The sequence below is a fragment of the Streptomyces sp. URMC 124 genome, assembly GCF_051386455.1.
Taxonomy (GTDB): Bacteria; Actinomycetota; Actinomycetes; order Streptomycetales; family Streptomycetaceae; genus Streptomyces.
Window position 1 is genome coordinate 1 of the sequence record NZ_JBPQTS010000123.1, and the last position, 23,153, is coordinate 23,153.

The 23,153-nt window shown below is 74.4% G+C and carries 9 protein-coding genes and 1 pseudogene; all 10 read left to right on the forward strand.

Annotated features, from left to right (window positions below; all coding sequences use genetic code 11):
* Positions 1-16 precede the first annotated feature (16 nt).
* A pseudogene (locus ACSNOG_RS23305) lies at positions 17-7,393 on the forward strand (type I polyketide synthase); the annotation flags it as partial.
* Positions 7,394-7,460: 67 nt separating this feature from the next.
* Positions 7,461-8,717: a crotonyl-CoA carboxylase/reductase gene (gene ccrA, locus ACSNOG_RS23310; protein ID WP_436754648.1), complete on the forward strand. Its 1,257-nt coding sequence runs from the start codon at positions 7,461-7,463 to the stop codon at positions 8,715-8,717.
* Between the two features lie 59 nt (positions 8,718-8,776).
* Positions 8,777-9,973 (forward strand): cytochrome P450, encoded by a 1,197-nt coding sequence (locus ACSNOG_RS23315; protein WP_436754649.1) that lies wholly within the window; start codon positions 8,777-8,779, stop codon positions 9,971-9,973.
* A gap of 281 nt (positions 9,974-10,254) precedes the next feature.
* Positions 10,255-11,469, forward strand: a complete 1,215-nt coding sequence (locus ACSNOG_RS23320) for a cytochrome P450 (protein WP_436754650.1) — start codon at positions 10,255-10,257, stop codon at positions 11,467-11,469.
* An 11-nt stretch (positions 11,470-11,480) separates the two neighbouring features.
* Positions 11,481-11,675, forward strand: a complete 195-nt coding sequence (locus tag ACSNOG_RS23325; protein ID WP_436754651.1) for a ferredoxin — start codon at positions 11,481-11,483, stop codon at positions 11,673-11,675.
* A gap of 492 nt (positions 11,676-12,167) precedes the next feature.
* Complete coding sequence (locus tag ACSNOG_RS23330; protein ID WP_436754655.1) at positions 12,168-12,746, forward strand: LuxR C-terminal-related transcriptional regulator; 579 nt, start codon at positions 12,168-12,170, stop codon at positions 12,744-12,746.
* 206 nt (positions 12,747-12,952) lie between these two features.
* Complete coding sequence (locus ACSNOG_RS23335; RefSeq protein WP_436754652.1) at positions 12,953-15,760, forward strand: LuxR C-terminal-related transcriptional regulator; 2,808 nt, start codon at positions 12,953-12,955, stop codon at positions 15,758-15,760.
* 14 nt (positions 15,761-15,774) lie between these two features.
* Positions 15,775-18,489: an AAA family ATPase gene (locus ACSNOG_RS23340; protein WP_436754653.1), complete on the forward strand. Its 2,715-nt coding sequence runs from the start codon at positions 15,775-15,777 to the stop codon at positions 18,487-18,489.
* Positions 18,486-21,224 carry an ATP-binding protein gene (locus ACSNOG_RS23345; RefSeq protein ID WP_436754654.1) on the forward strand — a complete coding sequence of 913 codons (2,739 nt, stop codon included), beginning with the start codon at positions 18,486-18,488 and terminating at the stop codon, positions 21,222-21,224. Before ACSNOG_RS23340 ends, ACSNOG_RS23345 begins: the two co-directional genes overlap by 4 nt.
* Positions 21,225-21,500: 276 nt before the next feature.
* On the forward strand, positions 21,501-23,108 hold the full coding sequence (locus tag ACSNOG_RS23350) for a GMC oxidoreductase (protein ID WP_436754656.1): 1,608 nt from the start codon (positions 21,501-21,503) through the stop codon (positions 23,106-23,108).
* Positions 23,109-23,153 lie beyond the last annotated feature (45 nt).

Genomic DNA, 23,153 nt, shown 5'->3' on the forward strand with positions numbered 1-23,153 from the left:
CGCCGCCGAGGCGGCGGTGGACCCGGCGGACGCGGAGTTCTGGGAGACCGTGGAGCGCGAGGACCTGCAGGCCCTCGCCGCGACCCTGGACGTCGCCCCCGACGACGCGTTCGGCGACGTGCTGCCGCGGCTGTCGTCGTGGCGGCGGCAGCGCAAGGAGCAGTCCGCCACCGAGACCTGGCGCTACCGCGAGACGTGGAAGCGCCTCGGCGAGACCGCTCCTTCCGGCCCCGGCGGCACCTGGCTGCTGGCCGTGCCGGAGCAGGAGAACGAGCAGATCGCCGCGGTCCGCACCGCGCTCACCGACCGCGGCGCCGTCCTGAAGACCCTGGTCGTCGGTGCCGGCAGCGACCGCGCCGGGCTGGCCGGGGAAATCGCCGGGCTCGGACCGGTCGACGGCGTGCTGTCCCTGCTCGTCACCGGCGACCCCGTGCTGCCCACCCTGCTTCTCGTCCAGGCCCTCGGCGACGCGGGCACCGACGCCCCGCTGTGGTGCCTGACCTCGGGCGCCGTGGCCGTGAGCGGCTCCGACACCGTGCGCGACGCCCGGCACGCCCAGGTCTGGGGCATGGGCCGCACGGCCGCCCTGGAGCTGCCCCGGCGCTGGGGCGGTCTGATCGACCTGCCGGAGACCGTCGACGACCAGGCCGCCGCACGCCTCGCCGGCGTGCTGGCACGGGCGCTGACGGACCGGTGGGAGGAGGACCAGCTCGCCGTCCGCGCCTCCGGCCTCTTCGCCCGGCGCCTCGCCCACGCCCCCGCCCGCCCGGCCGGCCGCCACTGGCGCCCCCGGGGCACCGTCCTGGTCACCGGTGGCACGGGCGCGCTGGGCGGCCACGTGGCCCGCTGGCTCGCACGCGGCGGCGCCGAGCACCTCGTCCTCGCCGGCCGCCGCGGCGCGGACGCCCCGGGCGCGGGCGCCCTGCGGGCCGAACTGGAGGCCCTCGGCGCCCGCGTCACGCTCGCCGCGTGCGACGTGGCCGACCGCGACGCCGTGGCGGCCCTGCTCGCCGAGCACCCCGTCACCGCCGTCTTCCACACCGCCGGTGTGGCCGACGCCGGCATGGTGGACACCACCGGCCCGGCCGCCTTCGCCGCCGCGCTCGCCGCGAAGGCCGGCGGAGCAGCCCACCTCGACGAGCTGCTGGGCGATCAGGAGCTCGACGCCTTCGTCCTCTTCTCCTCCATCTCCGGCGTCTGGGGCAGCGGCGGCCAGGCCGCCTACGCGGCCGGCAACGCCTTCCTGGACGGGCTCGCCCGGCTGCGCCGCGACCGCGGCCGCACCGCGACCGCCGTCTCCTGGGGCCCCTGGGCCGGCGGCGGCATGGTCGAGGACGGGGACGACGAGGAGCGGCTGCGCCGCCGCGGCCTGTGCGCGATGCCCCCCGCAGCGGCGGTCACCGCCCTGCAGCACGCCCTCGACCGCGACGAGACCGCGGTGACCGTGGCCGACGTGGACTGGTCGCGCTTCATCGTGCCGTTCACCCTCGGCCGCCCCAGCCCGCTGCTCGGCGACCTCCCCGCAGTGCGCGCCACGTTCGCCGAGGAGGAGGTCCCCGAGGCGGACCGCGGCTTTGGGGCGCTCGCCGCGAGCCTGGCCGGACTGACGCACGACGACCGCGCACGCACCCTCGTGGACCTCGTGCGCACGCACGCCGCCGCCGTCCTCGGCCACCGCACAGCGGGCGCCGTCGAGGCCGACCGGCCCTTCCGGGACCTCGGCTTCGACTCCCTGACCGCGGTGGAACTCCGCAACCGGATCAACGAGGCGACCGGTCTCGCCCTGCCCACGACCCTCGTCTTCGACCACCCGACGGCCGCGGACCTCGCCGCCCACCTGCTGACCGAACTCACCGGCGGGCAGGACGCGCAGGCCACGGCCCCGGCGGACGCCGCCGCGGCGCCGGACGAGCCGATCGCCATCGTCGGGATGGCCTGCCGCTACCCCGGCGGCGTGCGCTCACCCGAGGACCTGTGGGAGCTGGTCGCCTCCGGCCGCGACGCGATCACCCGCTTCCCCGGCAACCGCGGCTGGGACGTCGAGGCGCTCTACCACCCTGACCCGGACCACCCCGGCACCAGCTACACCACCCACGGCGGATTCCTGCACGACGCGGACGAGTTCGACCCCGCCGTCTTCGGGATCAGCCCGCGCGAGGCCGTCGCCATGGACCCCCAGCAGCGCCTGCTGCTGGAGACCGCCTGGGAGGTCTTCGAACGCGCCGGGATCGCCCCCCACTCCGTACGCTCCACCGCCACCGGCGTGTTCGTCGGCTCCGGCTACCAGGACTACACCGGGCGCCCGCTCAAGGTGCCCGACGGCGTCGAGGGCTACATTCCCAGCGGCAACGCGGCCAGCGTGATCTCCGGGCGGCTCTCCTACACCTTCGGCCTGCAAGGTCCGTCGGTCACCGTCGACACGGCGTGCTCCTCCTCGCTGACCGCCCTGCACCTGGCCGTGCAGGCGCTGCGAGGCGGCGAGTGCTCGATGGCGCTGGCCGGCGGCGTGATGGTGATGGCGGGCCCGTCCGCGTTCACGATGTCGAGCCGGCAGCGCGCGCTGTCCGCCGACGGCCGCTGCAAGGCGTTCTCCTCGTCCGCCGACGGCACCGGCTTCGCCGAAGGCGTGGGCCTGGTCCTGGTCGAGCGGCTGTCCGACGCGCGCCGCAACGGGCACGAGGTCCTGGCCGTGGTGCGCGGCAGCGCGATCAACCAGGACGGCGCCTCCAACGGCCTGACCGCGCCCAGCGGCAAGGCCCAGCAGCAGGTCATCCGGCAGGCACTGGCCAATGCACGGCTCGTCCCGGGCGAGGTCGACGCCGTGGAGGCCCACGGCACCGGCACGCGGCTCGGCGACCCCATCGAGGCGCAGGCGCTGCTGGCCACCTACGGCAAGGAGCGCGCGGCGGACCGGCCGCTGTGGCTCGGCTCGCTGAAGTCCAACATCGGCCACTCCCAGGCGGCCGCGGGCGTCGGCGGCGTCATCAAGATGGTGATGGCCCTCCGCCACGGCGTCCTGCCGCAGACCCTGCACGTCGAGGAGCCGACCCCGGACGTCGACTGGTCCGGCGGCACCGTGCGCCTGCTCACCGAGCAGACCGCCTGGCCCGACCGGGGCGGGCCCCGGCGTGCCGCCGTCTCCTCGTTCGGCATGAGCGGCACCAACGTCCACACCATCATCGAGCAGGCCCCGCAGAGCGCGACCGCCGCCGAGGACGAGCAGGCCCCCGCAGCCCAGGACGGCGCCACCCGGCCCGCCCAGGTGTTCCCGTGGGCGCTGTCCGCGAAGACCCCGCACTCCCTGCGCGACCAGGCCCGCCGGCTGCTGAACCACCTCGACCGCACCGAAGGGATCTCCCTGCCCGGCGTCGGCCGCGCCCTCGTCACCACGCGCACCCAGCTGGAGCACCGGGCCGTGGTCGTCGGCCGCGACCGGCACGAGCTGCGGGCCGGGCTCGCGGCGCTCGCCGACGGCGAACCCGCGGACAACGTGGTCCAGGGCGCCGCCACGGCCTCCGGCAAGGCCGTCCTCGTCTTCCCCGGCCACGGCTCGCAGTGGACGGAAATGGCCCGCGACCTGCTGGAGGACTCACCGGTCTTCGCCGAGCAGGCCGAAGCCTGCGCCCAGGCGTTCGCCCCCTACCTCGACTGGCCGCTGCTCGACGTCCTGCGCGCCGTGCCGGGCGCACCGGGCCTGGAGGACGTGGAGGTCGCCCAGCCCGCGCTGTTCACCGTCATGGTGTCGCTGGCCGCCCTGTGGCGCTCCCACGGAGTGACGCCCGCCGCCGTCGTCGGCCACTCGCAGGGCGAGGTCGCCGCCGCGTACGTCGCCGGGGCGCTGACCCTGGACGACGCGGCCCGGATCGTGGCCCTGCGCAGCCGCACGCTCACCAAGCTGATCGGCAAGGGCGCGATGCTCGCGGTCGCCCTGCCCGCCGGAGAGGTCCGTGCCCGGCTGGAGAAGTACGGCGACCGGCTGTCGGTCGCCGCCGTCAACGGGCCCGCCGCCCTGACCGTCACCGGGGAACCCGGCGCGGTCGACGACCTCCTGGCGGAGCTCCAGGGCGAGGGCGTGCGCGTGCGCAAGGTCCGCGGCGCCACCGGCGCCGGGCACTCCGCCCAGGTCGAGGGCCTGCGCCCCGAACTGCTGGAGCTGCTCGCCCCGGTCGCGCCCCGCGCGGCGGACGTCCCCTTCTACTCCACGGTGACCGGCACGCTGCTGGACACCACCGCTCTGGACGCCGGGTACTGGTACCGCAACGCCCGGCAGACGGTGGAGTTCGAGCGGACCGTGCGGACGCTGCTGGAGGACGGGCACGGCGTATTCGTCGAGTGCAGCCCGCACCCGCTGCTGGCCGGCGCCGTGCAGGAGATCGCGGAGGAGGCCGGTGCCGAAGCCGTGACCGGCGCTTCGCTGCGCAGGGACCAGGGCGGCACGGACCGCTTCCTGCGCTCCGTATCCGAACTGCACGTCAGCGGCGTGCACGTGGACTGGACGGTCCCCTTCGCCGGGCATCCCGCACAGCGCGTGGACCTGCCCACGTACGCCTTCCAGCGGCAGCGGTACTGGCTGGAAAGCGCCGACCCGGTGCTCGCGGGCGCCGACCCGGCCGAGGCCCGGTTCTGGGAACTGGTGGAGGACGCCGACCTGCCCGCGCTCGCCGGTGAACTCGGGACCGACGACGCCGCCCTCGTCGCCCCCGCGCTGCCGGTGCTCTCCGCGTGGCGCCGGCGCAGCCGCGAGAGGTCCACGGTGGACGGCTGGCGCTACCGCGTCTCCTTCCGGCAGCTGACCGACCACCCGGACCCCGGCCTCGACGGCCTGTGGCTCGCCGTGCTCCCCGCCGGACTGGCGGACGAGGAGTGGGCGCCCTGCGTCGTCGGCGTGCTCGGCGCCCACGGCGCCAAGGTGCGCGTCGTCGAACTCCCCGTCGACTGCGACCGCGCGGACGCCGCGAACCGGCTCGCCGAGGAACTCGGCACCGAACAGCCCGCCGGCGTCCTGTCGATGCTCGGGCTCGCCCCCGGCCGGCACCCCGCCCACCCGACGCTGTCCGCGAGCCTCGGCGCCACCGTCACCCTGGTGCAGGCGCTCGGCGACCTGGACGTCCGGGCACCCCTGTGGTGCGCGACCCGCGGCGCCGTGTCCACCGGCGCGTCCGACCCGCTGCGCGACGCCGGCCAGGCACAGCTGTGGGGCCTGGGCATCGTCGCCGCGCTGGAACTGCCCCAGCGCTGGGGCGGCCTCGTCGACCTGCCCGAGGAACTGGACGAGCACGCCCTGCGCCGCCTGGCCGGCGCGCTGGCCCAGCACGACGAGGACCAGCTCGCCGTACGCGCCGACGGCGTCTTCGGCCGCCGCATGGTCCGCGCACGGCCCGCCGACGCCGAACCCGCCACGCCGTGGCGGCCCCGCGGCACGGTCCTGGTCACCGGCGGGACCGGCGGCGTGGGCCGGCACCTGGCCCGCTGGCTGGCCGGCGCGGGCGCACAGCACCTGGTGCTCACCAGCAGGAGCGGGCCCGACGCCCCCGGCGCGCAGGAACTGCACGCGGAGCTGACCGCCCTGGGCGCCGAGGTCACCATCGCCGCCTGCGACATCGCCGACCGCGACGCACTCGCACGACTGCTCGCCGGCATCGAGTCCCGGCACCCGCTCACCGCGGTCCTGCACGCCGCCGGCACGGCACGGTCGTCCGTGCTGGCCGACGCCGGCCTCGACGAGTTCGCCGACGCCGCGGCCTCCAAGGTCACCGGCGCCGCCCACCTCGACGAACTGCTCGACGGCCGCGCACTGGACGCCTTCGTCCTCTTCGCCTCCGGCGCCGGCGTCTGGGGCAGCGGCGGCCAGGCCTCCTACGCCGCCGCCAACGCCTTCCTCGACGCCCTGGCGCTGCGGCGGCGGGCCCGCGGCCTGACCGCGACCTCGGTCGCCTGGGGCGGCTGGGACGGCGGCGGCATGGTCGACGACGCGGTCCGGGAGCGCGGCGAGAAGCGGGGCCTGGGCTTCATGGCCCCCGAGCTCGCGATCTCCGCCCTACACCAGGCCGTCGAGCACGACGAGGCGGCCCTGACCGTCGCCCCGATCGACTGGGAGAAGTTCCTGCCCGCCTTCACCGTGGGACGGCCCAGCCCGCTGCTGGCCGACCTGCCGGACGTCCGGCGGCTCCTCGAAGCGGAGCGGGCGGCAGACGAGGAGACCGGCGCCGGAGGGGAGCTGGCGAGCGCACTGGCCGGACTCGCCCCGGCCGAGCAGGAGGAGCGGCTGCTGGAGCACATCCGCTCCCAGAGCGCCGTGGTCCTCGGCCACGCGTCCGCCGAAGACGTCCTGCCCACCGCGCAGTTCCTGGAGCTCGGCTTCGACTCGCTCACCGCGATCGACCTGCGCCGGCGCCTGGCGGCGGCCACCGGCCTCAAGCTGCCCGCCGGACTGGCCTTCGACCACCCCACGCCGGCCAGGCTCGCCAAGCACCTGCTGGCGCAGCTCCGGGGCGCCGGCCGCGGGGCCGCGGAGGAGCGGCCCGCCGACATGCTGGTGCAGCTCTACCAGCATGCGAGCGAGAACGGGACGGCCGCCGAGGCCATGGGCATGCTGATGGAGGCGTCCCGCTTCCGGCCCTCCTTCGAGCGGCCCGAGGAACTGGCCCAGCCGCCCGCCCCCGTGCGGTTCTCGCAAGGAGACGGTCCCTTCGCGCTGATGTGCTTCTCGCCGTACGTCGTACCGGCCGGGGCGCACCAGTACGCGCGGTTCGCCGCACCCCTCCGCGACCGGTTCGACCTATGGGCGCTGACCCACCCCGGCTACGAGAAGGGCGAGCCCCTCCCGGCCGACGTGGACGCCGTGCTCCGCCTGCACGCGCAGACCGTGCGGGAACGCTCCGGCGGCAAGCCCGTCGTCCTGCTCGGCTACTCCTCGGGCGGCTGGATCGCCCACGGCGTGGCGGCCCGCCTGGAGGCCATGGGAGAGAAGCCCGCGGCCGTGGTGATGGTCGACAGCTTCAGCCTGGAGGTCCCCTTCGACCACCAGGTGCTCAACGCCATGGCCCAAGCGCAGTCGCAGCGCCTGGACTTCATGAGGTCCGGCGGCGAACAGCTCACCGCCATGGGCCGCTACATGCGCCTGTTCGACGACTGGGCCGCGCCGCGGATCACCGCGCCGACCCTGCTCGTCCGGGCGAGCGAGCCCCTGCCGTCCGGCGCCACCGCGGACGGCGGCGACGGACGCGCGGCACCGCCCGAGCACGTGGACACGATCGTCGAAGTCGCCGGAAACCACTACTCGATGATGGAGGACCACGCCGGCACCACCGCCGCGGCGGTGGAGTCCTGGCTGGCGGAGGCCCTCACCGATCCGTCCGCCTCCGCCGCCCCTCCGGACGCAACGACCGCATGACCGGCCCGCGATCCCCGCGATCGCCGCGCGCCCCCCGAACCGGACAGAGCAGATGTGGGAGAGAAACATGACGAAGGCGCTCTACGAGATCGGCGAAGTCCCGCCGCTCGGTGAGGTCCCGCCGCAGATGTACGCCTCGGTGATCCGGCAGAGCCGCTTCGGCCAGCCGAAGCAGGCGTTCCGCACCGAGGTCGTCGACACCCCCGCCGTGGGCCGGGGCCAGGTGCTGGTCTACGTGATGGCCGCCGGCATCAACTACAACAACGTGTGGTCCTCGCTCGGCACGCCGGTCGACGTCATCGGGATGCGGCAGCGCCAGGGCCAGCCCGAGGACTTCCACATCGGCGGCTCGGAGGCCTCCGGCGTGGTCTGGGCCGTCGGCGAGGGCGTGCGCAACGTCAAGGTGGGCGACCACGTGCTCGTCACCAGCGGCCAGTGGGACGAGACCGCCGAGGACATCCGGATGGGCACCGACCCCCTGGTCTCGGAGAGCATCAAGGCCTGGGGGTACGAGACCAACTACGGCTCTTTCGCCCAGTTCTGCCGCGTCGACGAGTACCAGTGCCACCCCAAGCCCGCCCACCTGTCGTGGGAGAAGTCGGCGGCGTTCCTGCTCACCGGGCCCACCGCCTACCGGCAGCTCATGGGCTGGCAGGGCAACACGGTCCGCCCCGGGGACCCCGTCCTGATCTGGGGCGGAGCCGGCGGCCTCGGCTCGATGGCCATCCAGCTCGTCCGGCTGGCCGGCGGCATCCCGATCGCGGTGGTCTCCGACGAGGACCGCGCCGCGTACTGCCGCGCCCTCGGGGCGGAGGGCACCATCAACCGCCGCGAGTTCGACCACTGGGGCCGGCTGCCGGACGTCGGCGACGCCGAGGGGTCCGCACGGTTCCTGCGCGGCGCCCGCGGGGTCGGCAAGAAGATCTGGGAGATCCTCGGCGAGCGCAAGTCCCCGCGGATCGTGCTGGAGCACAGCGGCCAGGACACCCTGCCGACCTCGATGTACCTGTGCGACAACGCCGGCATGGTGGTCATCTGCGGTGGCACCTCCGGCTACAACGGCGACGTCGACCTGCGCCACCTGTGGATGCGTTCCAAGCGCCTGCAGGGCTCGCACTACGCCGGCACCCGCGAGTGCCGCGAGGTCATCAACCTCGTCGGCGCCGGCAGGCTCGACCCCTGCCTGTCCGCCTGCGAGGGCTTCGAGGACATCGGGCGCATGCACCAGATGATGCACGACAACGTGCACCCCTCCGGGAACATGGCCGCCCTCGTGAACGCCCCCCGGCGCGGCGAGACGACGCTCGAACTGCCCGCCGCCTGACGGCCCCGCCGTACGAGCCCTCCCGGCCCCACATCACACCAGCAAGCGCAAGGAGAGTCATGTCCGAGTCCACCGCCGCCCCCGCCGTCCCGAAGGCCCGCAGCTGCCCGTTCCTGCCGCCGGACGGCATCGCCGGCGTCCGGGAGGCCGCCCCGGTGACCCGGGCCACCTTCACCAGCGGCCAGGAGGCCTGGCTGGTGACCGGTTACGAGCAGGTCCGTGCCCTGCTGCGCGACCCCTCGTTCAGCGTCCGGGTGCCCCACGCCCTGCACACCCAGGACGGCGTCGTCACCCAGAAGCCCGGCCGCGGCAGCCTGCTGTGGCAGGACGAGCCCGACCACACCGCCGACCGCAAGCTGCTCGCCAAGGAGTTCACCGTCCGGCGCATGCAGGCGCTCCGGCCGAACATCCAGCGCATCGTCGACGAGCACCTCGACGCCATCGAGACGCAGGGCGGTCCGGTCGACCTGGTGAAGACCTTCGCCAACCCGGTGCCCTCCATGGTGATCTCCGACCTGTTCGGCGTTCCGGTCGAGCGGCGCGCGGAGTTCCAGGAGATCGCCGAGGCGATGATGCGCGTCGACCAGGACGTCGCCGCCACCGAGGCCGCCGGCATGCGCCTGGGCGGGCTGCTCTACCAACTCGTCCAGGAGCGCAAGGCCAACCCCGGCGACGACCTGATCTCGGCGCTGATCACCACCGAGGACCCCGACGGCGTCGTCGACGACATGTTCCTGATGAACGCGGCCGGCACCCTGCTGATCGCCGCCCACGACACCACCGCCTGCATGATCGGTCTCGGTGCGGCGCTGCTCCTCGACCGCCCCGACCAGCTGGCCCTGCTGCGCGAGGACCCCTCGCTGATCGGCAACGCGGTCGAGGAGCTGCTGCGCTACCTCACCATCGGCCAGTTCGGCGGCGAGCGCGTCGCCACGCGGGACGTGGAGCTCGGCGGCGTGCGCATCGCCGAGGGCGAGCAGGTCGTCGCGCACGTCCTGGCCGCCGACTTCGACCCCGCCTTCGTCGAGGACCCGGAGCGCTTCGACATCACCCGCCGCCCCGCCCCGCACCTGGCGTTCGGCTTCGGCGCCCACCAGTGCATAGGCCAGCAGCTCGCCCGGATCGAGCTGCAGATCGTCTTCGAGACCCTCTTCCGCCGCTTCCCGACCCTGCGCCTGGCCAAGCCCGTGGAGGAGCTCCGCTTCCGCACCGACATGGTCTTCTACGGCGTGCACGAGCTCCCCGTCACCTGGTGACCCCCGAGGGCCGGTGAATCCACGAGGTGAGCAGCGCCCGCGCTCCGCGGGCGCTGCTCACCTTCCGGCTCCGGGCGGCGGAGGATCCGGAAGGCCGCGAACAGTACGGGTCGCCCTGCTGCGAACACTAGGGGTTGCCCTACTGCCGGGCGCATAGCCTTCCGAACATGCGGTTTTGAACGACCAGGCGTTGACCGGACCGCGAAGGCTTTGCCGACGGACTGAATTTACTCGCCCGTAAAAAATATTGATGGCTCCGCCGATCGTTTGAAAGGCACGACATGACCGAGACCGATATCCGTTCCGCCGGGTCGCCGGACCTCGCCTTCCCCCAGGACCGGACCTGCCCGTACCAGCCTCCGAAGGCCTACGCGGACGGGCGGGGAGAGGGCCCCCTGGCGCGGGTGGAGCTGTTCGACGGCCGCCCGGCGTGGATGGTGACGGGGCATGCCGAAGGACGCGCGCTGCTCGCCGATCCCCGGCTGTCCTCCGACTGGGGCCACCCGGTCTTCCCCGTCGTCGTCCGGCGCACCGAGGACCGGGGCGGGCTCGCGTTCCCGCTGATCGGCGTCGACGACCCCGAGCACGCCCGGCAGCGGCGCATGCTCATCCCCAGCTTCGGCGTCAAGCGCATGGCCGCGATGCGCCCCCTGATCCAGGACCTGGTCGACCGGCTGCTGGACGACATGCTGGAGAAGGGGCCGACCGCGGACCTGGTGTCGGCCTTCGCCCTGCCCGTGCCCTCGATGGCGATCTGCGAGCTGCTCGGCGTCCCCTACAGCGACCACGACTTCTTCGAGGAGCGCTCCCGCGACTTCGTGGGCGCCGCGACGTCGGCCGAGGCCGACGCGGCCTTCGCCGCGCTCTACGGCTACCTGCACGGCCTGGTCGAGAGGAAGCAGGCCGATCCCGGCGACGGCCTGCTGGACGAGCTGATAGCGCGTCAGCTGGAAGAAGGCGCACTGGACCACAACGAGGTGGTCATGATCGCGCTGGTCCTGCTGGTGGCCGGCCACGAGACCACCGTCAACGCGATCGCCCTCGGCGCCCTCACGCTCCTGCAGCACCCCGAGCAGCTCGACGCACTGCGCAACGACCCCGCCCTGCTCTCCGGAACGGTCGAGGAACTGCTGCGGTTCACCTCCGTCTCGGACTACATGGTCCGGATGGCCAAGGAGGACATCGAGGTCGGGGGCGAGACCATCGAGGCCGGGGACGCCGTGGTGGTCTCCATCTCCCTGATGAACCGCGACGCCAAGGCGTACGAGGACCCCGACACCTTCGACATCCGGCGGAACGCCCGCCACCACGTCGGCTTCGGCCACGGCATCCACCAGTGCCTCGGGCAGAACCTCGCCCGTGCCGAGATCGAGATCGCCCTCGGCACGCTCGTCACCCGCATCCCGGGCCTGCGGCTGGCCGTACCGGTCGATGAGGTGCCCATCAAGGCGGGTCATGACGCCCAGGGCCCGGTCGAGCTCCCCGTGACCTGGTGAGGGCGGGGGCCATGCGCATCACCATCGACCGCGACCGGTGCATCGGTTCGGGCCAGTGCGTCATGACCGCGCCCGGCGTCTTCACCCAGGACGACGACGCGGTCGTCGCCCTGCTCCCGGGCCACGAGGACGGGGCGGGCGACCCGCGCGTGCACGACGTTCCGATGGCCTGCCCGGTCCAGGCGGTCACGATCTCCGGCGACTGAGCCGGTGGGCCGGATGGGCCGAAGAGCCGTGGGGCCCGCAACCGTGCGAACGGTTGCGGCCCCCACGCGCATGACGGGGGTGCGGCCGGGGAGAAAAGACCGACGAGTTTTTACCGGCGTGTAATCGTGAAGTAATAGTCCGCGCATGGGGAGTAAAAAAGAACTGCAAGCGTGGCGTGAAAGACGAGGGTGCTGGCGTGACTTCGACCGTACCGAACCCCCGTAGTGGGGGTGGTCCGGGTACCGAACCATCGCCGTGGAGCCGCAGCTTTAGAGAGGCCCTGCCGGGCTGTCGTTGACCCCCGGTCCCGCCGCTCACTAGCCTCCAATTGATTTCACTCCCTACGGAATTTCCTGAAAGGGATCCCTCCCTTGTCGAATGCAGCTCCCCTCGCCATTGATCCGGCCCGTCCCCTGGCTCACGACACGCCGCTCGGCAGCCGGGGACGGTACGCGGACACGCACCGGCAGCCCGACCACCCGGGCCTGTGCATGGCGAGCCTCGATAGGGCCCTGACCATCCAGCAGGCGAACCAGGAGTTCTTCCGGCAGTTCAACGGCTCCTCCGAGGAGATATGCGGCCGCAGCTTCCGCGACGTGGTGCACCCGAGCGTCCGGCAGCCGCTGATGCGTCAGTTCTCCCACCTGCTGGAGGGCAAGCACCAGCGCTTCGTCACCCCCGTCATCGCCGTGGGCCCCGGTGAGGAACCGCCCTTCACCGTCCCCCTGACTGCGGTCGCGGTGCGCGGCGGCCTGCCCGGCACGACCGCGATCCTGGTCATGATGCCCACGACCCGGGACGCCGAAGAGACGCGCGTGGTCACCAACCGGAAGAAGATCCTCTCCGAGATGGACGCCCGCATCCTCGAGGGCATCGCCGCCGGCGTCTCCACCGTCCCCCTGGCATCGCGCCTCTACCTGAGCCGCCAGGGCGTCGAGTACCACGTGACCTGTCTGCTGCGGAAGCTGAAGGTTCCCAACCGGGCCGCGCTGGTCTCCCGCGCCTACTCCATGGGCGTGCTCAAGGTCGGGACGTGGCCGCCCGAGGTCGTGGAGGACTTCGTGAAGTGAGCGGGCGCGCCTTCTCGCCTCCGCTCCGCGACCAGCGGCAAATCGGCCACAATGCCCGCGTTCTGACTCAAAGATGAGTGGAACTCTTCCGTCCCGTTACTTAGTGTCATCTCGATTGGATCATGTACGACCGGCTCCCGCGAGGGCCGGCTGCCATCGCGCCGCTCGCCGTGCGAGGACGCGTCAGGCTTCGTGAAAGGAACGCTTTGGCGGTCAGTACCGAGACGCGTCACGAGTCATTCCAGGACCTGGTCGGCCGCTCCGCCGAACTGAACAGCGTGCTGCGGCAGGCCGGCCGCGCCCGGGCGGGGACCGCGCAGGGCCTGCTGCTCCGGGGCCCGGCCGGAATCGGCAGAAGCAGCCTGCTGGCCGCCCTCACCACCCGCCTGCGAGCCGACGGCTTCACCGTGCGCACCCTCCGCGGCGGTTCCGCACCCGGCCGGGTCGTCGACGTGCTGACCCGCCCCACCGGGCACGCGGCGGTGGACCCCGCCGAGCCCCCGGCCGACCTGTACGCGCACTGCCGCCGGTTGTACGGCCATGTCCTCGACCTGCTGGCCGACGGCCCGCTGGCCATCGTCCTCGACGACGCCCAGGAGTGTGACGAAACGTCTCTGCGATGTCTCGGCTTCGTCCTGCGCAGAGTCGCCGCACGCCCCTTCCTCGTGCTGCTGGCCCAGCGCACCGAGACCGACGGCCCCGGTACGGCCGCCCTCGCCGAACTGCCGGCCCAGGACCGCTGCACGCTGCTGGAACTGGGGCCGATGAGCGAGTCCGGCACCGCCCGGATGGCCGGCCGGGTGCTGGGCGGCCCCGTGGACCCGCTCTTCGCCCGGCGCTGCGCGGAGATCTGCGGCGGCAACCCGCAGTTGCTCGGGCGGCTGCTCGCCGCGCTGCGCACCACCGGGATCCGCCCCGACCGCGGCGGCCTGCGCCGGTTGCCGGCGGTCCACCGCGGCATCCTCGCCTCGCTGATCCCGGACTTCCTGGCCCTCCAGCCCCACCCCGTACAGCAGGTGGCCACGGCCCTGGCCGTCCTCGGCCGCGCCGAGCCCGACCTGCTGGGCGCACTGTCGGGCGTCCCCGCCCGGCACGTGGAGACCGCCCTCGGCGTGCTGCGCCGGTTCGAGGCCGTCGCCCCCGCAGGGCGCGCCCCGGCGATGCGCGATCCCCTCCGCCGGTCCGTCCTGGCCGGCCTGCAGGCCGCAACCCTGCAGGAACTGCGCGGCCGGGCGGCCCGGTTGCTCAACGACGCCGGACGGCCGGCGGCCGAGGTCGTCGGCCAGCTCGTCTTCCTGGAGCGCATCGACGAGCCGTGGATGCTCGCCGTGCTGCGCGACGCCATCGCCGCGTCACCCGGCCGGGCCGCCACCAAGGACGCGATCGCCTGCCTGCGGCGCGCCCTGGCGGCCCGGCTCACGGTCACCGACCGCAAGGACGTCCACCGGGAACTGGCGCGAGCCTGTGCCCCCACAGCACCGGCGTCCGCGCTGCGCCACCTGCACCAGGCCCTCGCCGCCGCCCCGGACGCCCGGGAGAAGGCCGCCATCGCCGTGGAGTACGGCCTCTCGGCCGCCGGGACCCGCAAGGCGGCCGACGCGGCGCGCACCCTCGGAGACGTCCTGGACGCCCTGGACACCCACTTGGGCACCGACCCCGGGCCCGCCGACCGCGAACTGCGCACCACCGTCGCCTCGGCCCTGCTGTTCACCGCCCTCAACGACACGACGGCCATGTCCGCCGCCCGCGAGCGGTCCCTCACCTGGACGCTGCCGCACGGCGACAGCCCCGCAGAGCGCCAGCTGCTGGCCGCCATGAGCGTCATGGCCTGCCTGGAGGGCAGGCCGGCCGGTGAGGTGGCCGACCTCGCCCGCAAGGCGATACGGGTCGAGGACGCGGCCCCCGCCGCCGGCTGGTGGGTCCTCGGCCCCTCCACCGTGCTCGGCCTGGCCGACGCCGTCGACGAGGCGCTGGCAGGCCTGGAGCGCTCCTACACCGGAGGCCTCGCCCGCCACGGCGTGCGGGTACGGGTCCCGGCGCTGGCCGGCCGCTCCGTCGCCCTCCACGACGCCGGAGACATCGCCGGCGCCCTGCGGCAGGCGCGTGCCGCCGTCGTGCTGGCCGAGCGGGACGGGCGGGCCGGCCCCGTGCCCATGGCCCACATCGCCCTGGGCAGTTCCCTCGTCTCCGCGGGCCGGACCACCGAGGCGTGCGCCGTGCTGGACCACCTGGTGAGCACCGACGTCGCGCTCGAACGCCGCCTCTTCGAGTGGCACCACTACCTCTACGCCCGGGGACGCGCCCTGCGCCAGCAGGGCGACCTGGAAGGCGCCCTGACGGCGTGGCAGAGGTGCGGACGCGGCCTGGAGGAAGCGGGCGTGGCCAATCCGCTCCTGGCCCCCTGGTGGCTGCCCGCCACCACCACCCTCGCCCGCCTCGGCCGGGCCGCCGAGGCCGCCGAGATCGTCGAGCAGGTCCGGCCGCGCATCCGGCGCTGGGGCACCCCCCGCGCCCTCGGCCTGGGCCTGCTCGCCGCGGCCTGCGTCGCCGAGGGCCGGACCCGGCTGCGGCTGCTGGGCGACTCGGTGGACGCCCTGGCCTCTTCCCCGGCCCGCCTGGAGCACTGCAAAGCCGAATTCCAGCTCGGCCACGAACTGCTGCGCCACGGCGACACCGACGGCGCCCGCCGCCATCTGCGCCGCGTCATCGAAAGGGCCACCCACTGCGGATACCACCTGCTCGCCGGCATCGCGCGCAGACTGCTGGTCACCGCGGGCGGACGGATGGCGCAGCTCGCCGCCAGCCCCCTCGACTCCCTCACCGGCAGCGAGCGCCGCGTGGCCGCCCTGGCCCGCGACGGAGCGAGCAACAAGAAGATCGCCGAGACCTTGTTCATCACCACCCGGACCGTGGAAATGCATCTGACCAACGTCTACCGCAAGCTCGGCGTACGGGGCCGCACCGAGCTCCCCGGCGGCCTGCGCACCGCCGGGCTGCAGGCGACGGGCCGGTGACCGGGAGCACCGCCATGTCACCGATCACCACCCCGCAGCCCGCCCTCCGCACCCCCGGCGACGACCCGGGCGCAGCCTCACCGCTCACCGGCCGCGAACAGGAAGAGGCCCTGCTCTCCGCCGCTTTGCAGCAGCTGCGCGGAGGCCGGCCCGTGCTCGCCGAGGTGCACGGGCCGCCCGGCGTCGGCCGCAGTGCCCTGCTGGCACGCGTGGTCGCCCTGGCCGGGCGGGCCGGCATCCCGGTCGCCGCCGCCCAGGCCTGCCCCGAGGAGTCCGGCGTCCCCTACGGCCTCGCCGCCGCACTGCACCGGGCCCTGGCGCGCAGCGGCCACGCCGCGGCCCCGCCACGGCACGAGCGCCCGGGAGAGCCGGAACGGGCCGCCCTGTGCCGCACCTTCCTCGCCGCGGCCCGCACCGGGCCGCTGCTCCTCGTCGCCGACGACCTCCAGTACGCCGACCAGGCCTCCCTGCGCTGGCTGCAGGCGCTCGGCCGCCGCCTCGCGGGCACGTCCCTGATGCTGCTCACCTCCCGCTGCGACGTCGTCCCCGCCGGACCCGACGACCGCATCGACTCCTGCCCGCTCGACGACGAGGACGCCGTCGCACGGCACACCCTCGCCCTGGACCCGCTGCCGGACACCGCCGTCGGCCACCTCCTCACCCGGGCCTGGGACACCCCGGCCGACCTGGTGTTCCTGGGAGCGGCGGTGCGCGCCGTCGGCGGCAACCCCGCCCTGCTGCGTTCGGTCACCAGCCACTTCGTACGCCACGGATGGCGGCCGACCGCCTCTCACCTGCCCCACCTCGCCGACTGCGCCGCGGAGGCCGTCCGCCGGCGCACCCGCCACACCCTCGATCTGCTGCCCGAAGAACTCCGCGCCGTTCTGCGCGTCATCGCCGTCGCCGAACCCGACTGCACCCCCTCCATGATCACCGCCCTCACCGGGGTGCCCGCGCCCCGCGCCCTCGCCCGGCTCTCCGGAACCGGCCTGCTCCTTCCCGGCGACCGGCCCGCGTTCCACCACCCGGCGGCGGCCGAGGCCGTCCTGGCCGACCTGAGCGTCAAGCACAGGGAGGAACTCCACTCCTGCACCGCCGCATGGGCGTACTGGACCGCCGCCCCCGACAGCGTGGTGGCCCGCGTACTGCTCGGCGCGCGGCCCGCCGGAGCCGACTGGGCCGTCGGCGTCCTGCGCAGCGAGGCGTCCCGCCGGCGCATCGCCGGCCGGACGGCCGACGCCACCCGGCTGCTCCGGCGCGCCCTGCGCGAACCGGCCCCGCCGGCACAACGCGTCCGGCTGCTGACCGAACTCGCGGCCGCCGTCCTGCCCTCCGACCCGGAGACGGCCGACCGGTACCTGCGCCAGGCCCTGCTCACCCCCGCCGACAGCACCGCCGCACCCGCCTGGGTGCACGCCGCCGAACTCCTGGTGGCCCGTGGCGACATGGCCGCCGCCCAGCCGCTGATCGCCCTGGCGGCCGGGCGCGCCGCACCCGAGGGCGACCAGGCCGGTGCCCTGCGCGCCCTGTACTGGCTCGCCGAACAGAGCGAGCCGGAAGCCGCCCACGAGCTGGACCACCCTCCGGTCCCGCCGCTCGGCCCGCAGCCCGCCGGAGCGGCGGAGGCCGCGGCCGCGGCCTGGCGCACCGCCCTGCGCGGCCACGACATCGGCCTCGCCCGCCGCCTGGCCCGTACGGCCCTCGCCCCGGCCGCCGGCCGCACCGTACCGCTCCTCCTGCAGGTCGCCGCCTGCCACGTACTGGTGCTCAGCGGCGACCACGACGAGGCCTGCACCGCCCTCGACGCCGTGCTCGTCCACGCCCGGCACGCGGACGTGCCCCCCGTGGCCGGCCTGGCCCTCCTCGTCACCGGTCTCGCCGAACTGGGCCGCGGACGGCCCGACGCCGCGTGGGACGCACTGGACCGGGCCCAGGAAGCCATGCTCAGCAACTGCCGGACCCCGTTCCTCACCCCGGGGCTGATCGCCCTCGAAGCCCTGGTGCGGCTCGAACAGGGCGAGCCGGACGAAGCCGAACGGCTCCTCGCCCGGGCACATCCGTACGGCACGGCGGCAGGACTGGCCGGGGCCCTCCTCTTCTACACCAGGGGACGGCTGCACCTGGCCCGCGGCCACCGCGAGCAGGCCCTGGCCGACCTGCTGGAGTGCGGGCGCAGGCTGCTCGCCCGGCAGGTGACCAACCCCGCCTTCCTGCCCTGGCGCTGGGTCGCCGCCTCGGCCTGCGGCACACCTGCGGACGGCTCCGTGGCCGCCGGACTCCTCGCCGAGGAGCAGCACCTGGCACGAGCATGGGGCGTCCCCGGGACCCGGCCCGGCTCCGCGACGGACGGGGGAGCGCCGCCCGCCGGCCCCGGCACCGCGAACCCCGCCGACCGCAGCACACCGGGCTCCGCACCGCGCGCCGCCGCTCCCACCGGCCGCGGCCGCCGGGCCCGCGGCGGCGGGCCCCCCGCCCCGCGTGCGCAGGACCGGCGGCTCTCGCCCGGCCCCGCCCCCCGGCCGGCGCCCCGGCAGGAACTGACCGCCGCCGAACTACGGGTGGCCGCACTCGCCGCCGACGGCCTGCCCAACCGGGCCATCGCGTCGCGGCTGTCGGTCACCCCGCGCACCGTCGAACTGCACCTGACCAAGACCTACCGCAAGCTGGGCATCCAGGGCCGGCCCGACCTGGCCGCCGCGCTGGGGCACCAACCGAAAGCGACCTCATGACACCGCTGCGCGGACGCCAACGCGAAATCGACCTCATCACCGCGGCGATGGACTCCGCCCACCGTGGCGACGGCCGCCTGCTGGCCGTGACCGGCGGCATCGGCACCGGCAAGACCGCCCTGCTGCGACGGCTGCCCGCGCTCGCCGTACGGCGCGGCCTGCGCGCCCTGACCGCCGGCTGCGCCCCGCAGGAGCAGGACTTCCCCTTCGGCGTCGTCAGTCAGCTCCTCGACCCGCTCCCGGGCTGCCGGGCCCTCGAACTCGTCCCCGGCCCGGACCGGTTCGCCGAACTCCTCTCCTTCGTCGCCGAGTACAGCGCGGACAAGCCGCTCCTGATCCTCGTGGACGACCTCCAGTGGGCCGACCCTCCCTCCCTGCGCTGGCTCGGCGCGCTCGCCAAGCGGCTGCCGGACCTGCGCGCCACCATGGTCGTCGGCGTGCAGGAAGGCGGGCCGGGCGCAGACGCACCACCGGTGCAGGCCCTCATGGAACGCGCCACCTCCTTCCTCCACCTGGCCCCGCTGACCGTGGAGACCGTCGGTGAGCTCGTCGCCGACCACCTGGGCCGCCCCGGCACCCCCGAGCAGATCGCCTCCTCGCACCGGGCATCGGGCGGAAACCCTTTGTTCCTCACCGCGGCCCTGACCGCCCTCGCCCCGGGCGGGCCGCCGCCCGGGCATCCTTCCTTCGCGCCGGAGACCCGGCTCGTCGCGCTGCGCGAGCGCCTCACCGTCGCCCTGCGCTCCCAGCCGGCACCGGTACGCCGGCTCGCCAGGGCACTGGCGGTCCTCGACGAGGACGCCGGTCTCGAACCGGCCGGCCACCTCGCGGAGCTCGACACCGCCGGCAGCGAGGAAGCCGCGAGGTCCCTGCGCCGCCTCGGCCTGCTGACCGACGGGCCCGCACCGCGCTTCGTCCACCCCTCCGTGCGGGAGGCCGCCGAGGAATCGATGACGGCCGCGGAACACGACGACATGCGCCTGCGCGCCGCGCAACTGCTGTACAGCGGCGGCCACCCGGCAGAGCGCGCGGCCGCCCAGCTGCTCGCCGTCCCCTCGTGCCACGAAGGCTGGGCCGTCGACGTACTGCGCGCCGCCGCAACCGCCGCACGACGGCGCGGAGCCCCTCAGGAGGCGGCCCGCTACCTGCGCCGGGCGCTGCTCGGCAGCACGCCCTCCGGCACGGACCGGGCCGCCCTGCTGCTCGACCTGGAAGCCTCGGAGCGCGACACCGACCCGCAAGCCGCCCTGCGGCACCTCTCCCAGGCCCTCCTCCTGCTCCCCGCCCCCCGGCGCGCGCTCGCAGCCGCCCGTACCCCGCCCTTCCTGCTCGGCAGCTGCCCCCCGCCGGTCATCGACACCGTCGCCGCGGTGGCCGCCGACCTGGGCGACCCGGACGGCCTCACCGGCATCGAGCGGCAGGCCGCCCTGCGGCTCGAGGCCCGCCTGCGCCACATCGCCGTGGCCGGCCCGGGCGAGATCGGACGCTGCGCGGAACGGTTGCGCGCCCTCGGCAGCACGCCTCCGGTCCACACGGCGGCCGAGCGCGAACTGGTCACCGTCCTCCTGCACGGCGCCACCGTCACCCAGCAGATGGCCGCCGCGGACGTGGCCTTCCAGGCCAACCGCGTCCTCCAGCACGAACCCGCGGCCCCCTCCCACGTCCACACCGCGCTGCCGCACCTGTGCGGCGTACTCGTGGCCGCGGAATCACTGGAGGCCATCGGCCCCTGGCTGATGATCGCGGGGGAACGCGCCCGCAGGGAGGGCGCTCCCGTCCCCAGGGCGGTGATCGCCACCGAACTCGCCCACTTCCAGCTGGCCCGCGGACGCCTGCAGGAGGCCCGGGCCCACGCCCAGGAAGCCCTCGAACTCGGCATGACGGAGTGGGCCACCCTGTCCTCCATGGCCGCCCTCGTCATGGTGACCGTCCACAGCCGGGACACCCGGCTGGCCCGGCGGCTGCTCTCCCGCCACCGCGAGACCGCCGACCACGACTTCAGGCCTTCCCCCCTCCAGCTCCTGAGAGGCTCCATCGCGGCCGGCGAGGGCGACTGGGCCACGGCCCTGGAGTACGTCCTCGACTGGGGCCGCTCCGCGGAACGCGCCGACTGGCGCAACCCCGCCCTCGTCCCCTGGCGCACCTGGGCGGCCGGGCTGCAGCACCGGCTGGGCCGGACCCAGCGCGCCCTCGACCTCGCCGACGAGGAGTACGAACGGGCCGTGGCCTGGGGCACCCCCGTCGCCATGGGCCGCGCCCAGCGGGTCAGGGGCGCGGCCACGGCGGGGGAGCGGGGCATCGAGCTGCTGCGCGAATCCGCCGCCCTCCTGGGGGGCTCCGTGAACGCCATGGAGGCGGCCCGCACCGAACTGCTCCTCGGCCGGAGACTGCTGGCCGCCGGCCGGAACGCCGAGGGCGAGGTGCGGCTGCGCCGGGCCCGCGAGCAAGCCGTCACCTGCGGCGTGCAGTGGATCGCCGAGCGGGCCTCCCGGGAACTCGCCGACCCGGCCGGCTCCCGCACCCCCGCGGTGGTGGCGGCGCTCACCCGCTCCGAACGCAGAGTCGCCGGACTCGCCGCCCACGGGCTGCCCAACAAGGACATCGCCGAACGGCTCGAAGTGAGCTCACGCGCCGTGGAGAAGCACCTCACCAGCGCCTACCGCAAGCTCCGCGTCGCCGGACGGTCCGAGCTGGCCGTGTTCTCCCTCCTGCTGCCGGATCCGGCGGCCGACTGACCGGGAGCCGCCCGTACCGAACCGAAGCCCTCCTACCTCGGGTAACCGAACCTCCGGGCCCGGCACCCACAGGGTTAGTGAGGGCCCGTCAGGTTCCCGTTGACAGTGGTCGCGCGCTCTCCATAGCGTCCATAAGCGCGAACGGGCGCCGACACCGGACCGCAGCGGGACATCCCACGGCCCTGCCCTTCCGCCCGACCTCGAATTCGCCTTTCCTCTCCCCGAAAGCTCAGGAGAAACAGCGTGGTAGCACACCAGCCCCTGTCGCGCCGCCGCATGCTCGGCCTGGCGGCCTTGGGCGCCGCCGCACTCGCCGGCCGGACCACGATCGCCGCCCCCGGCGCGGCCGCCGCCACCCGGACCGGCAGCGGGAGCGGGACGTTCGTCCCCGCCGTCGTGATCGGCACCGGCTACGGCGCGGCCGTCTCCGCGCTGCGCCTCGGCGAGGCGGGGGTCCCCACGCTGATGCTGGAGATGGGCCAGCTGTGGAACCAGCCCGGCCCGGACGGCAACGTCTTCAGCGGGATGCTCAAGCCCGACAAGCGCTCCAGCTGGTTCAAGACTCGCACGGAGGCCCCGCTGGGCTCCTTCCTGTGGCTGGACCTCGCCAACCGCGACATCGACCCCTACGCGGGCGTCCTGGACCGGGTCAACTTCGACCAGATGTCCGTGTACGTCGGACGCGGCGTCGGCGGCGGCTCGCTCGTCAACGGCGGCATGGCCGTCACGCCCCGGCGCTCGTACTTCGAGGAGGTGCTGCCCCGGGTCGACGCCGCCGAGATGTACGCCAAGTACTTCCCGCGCGCCAACGCGACCCTCCGGGTGGGCAACATCGACAAGGGCTGGTTCGAGCAGACCGAGTGGTACAAGTTCGCCCGGGTCTCGCGCGAGCAGGCCGCGAAGGCGGGCCTGGGCACCACCTTCGTGCCCAACGTCTACGACTGGGACTACATGCGCCGCGAGGCCGACGGCACGGTGCCCAAGTCCGGGCTGGCCGCCGAGGTCATCTACGGCAACAACCACGGCAAGGTCTCCCTCGACAAGAGCTACCTGGCGGCCGCCCTGGGCACCGGCAAGGTCACCATCGAGACCCTGCACCAGGTCAGGACGATCGGTCAGCAGAAGGACGGCACGTACCTGCTGACCGTCGAGCAGAAGGACGCCGACGGCAAGCTGCTCGCCACCAAGGAGATCTCCTGCCGCCACCTCTTCCTCGGCGCCGGCAGCCTCGGCTCGACCGAACTGCTCCTGCGGGCCCGGGAGACCGGCGCCCTGCCCCACCTCAGTTCCGAGATCGGCGGCGGCTGGGGCCCCAACGGCAACATCATGACCGCCCGCGCCAACCACATGTGGAACCCCACGGGCACCAAGCAGTCCTCCATCCCCGCCCTCGGCATCGACGACTGGGACAACAAGGACGCCCCGGTCTTCGCCGAGATCGCCCCCATGCCGGCGGGCGTGGAGACCTGGGTCAGCCTCTACCTGGCCATCACCAAGAACCCCGAGCGCGGCACCTTCGTCTACGACGCGGCCAAGGACCGCGCGGACCTGCGCTGGACCCGGGAGCAGAACGCGCCCGCGGTCGCCGCCGCGAAGTCGCTGTTCGACCGCATCAACAAGGCCAACACCACGATGTACCGGTACGACCTCTTCGGCAAGCAGCTCAAGGCCTTCGCCGACGACTTCTGCTACCACCCGCTCGGCGGCTGCGTGCTGGGCAAGGCCACCGACGACTACGGCCGGGTCGCCGGATACAAGAACCTCTACGTGACGGACGGCGCACTCATCCCCGGCAGCATCGGCGTCAACCCCTTCGTCACCATCACGGCACTGGCGGAACGGAACGTCGAGCGCATCATCCAGCAGGACGTCACCGCGTCCTGAACCGCGGGCCGGAGCAACCCTGGAGGAGGACCGGCCCCCGGCCGG

What these genes read in the sequence shown, in the direction of transcription:
- ccrA (WP_436754648.1), top strand. Translation starts at nt 7,461, where the DNA reads ATGACGAAGGCGCTCTACGAGATCGGCGAAGTCCCGCCGCTCGGTGAG.
- ACSNOG_RS23315 (WP_436754649.1), top strand. Translation starts at nt 8,777, where the DNA reads ATGTCCGAGTCCACCGCCGCCCCCGCCGTCCCGAAGGCCCGCAGCTGC.
- ACSNOG_RS23320 (WP_436754650.1), top strand. Translation starts at nt 10,255, where the DNA reads ATGACCGAGACCGATATCCGTTCCGCCGGGTCGCCGGACCTCGCCTTC.
- ACSNOG_RS23325 (WP_436754651.1), top strand. Translation starts at nt 11,481, where the DNA reads ATGCGCATCACCATCGACCGCGACCGGTGCATCGGTTCGGGCCAGTGC.
- ACSNOG_RS23330 (WP_436754655.1), top strand. Translation starts at nt 12,168, where the DNA reads ATGGCGAGCCTCGATAGGGCCCTGACCATCCAGCAGGCGAACCAGGAG.
- ACSNOG_RS23340 (WP_436754653.1), top strand. Translation starts at nt 15,775, where the DNA reads ATGTCACCGATCACCACCCCGCAGCCCGCCCTCCGCACCCCCGGCGAC.
- ACSNOG_RS23345 (WP_436754654.1), top strand. Translation starts at nt 18,486, where the DNA reads ATGACACCGCTGCGCGGACGCCAACGCGAAATCGACCTCATCACCGCG.
- ACSNOG_RS23350 (WP_436754656.1), top strand. Translation starts at nt 21,501, where the DNA reads ATGCTCGGCCTGGCGGCCTTGGGCGCCGCCGCACTCGCCGGCCGGACC.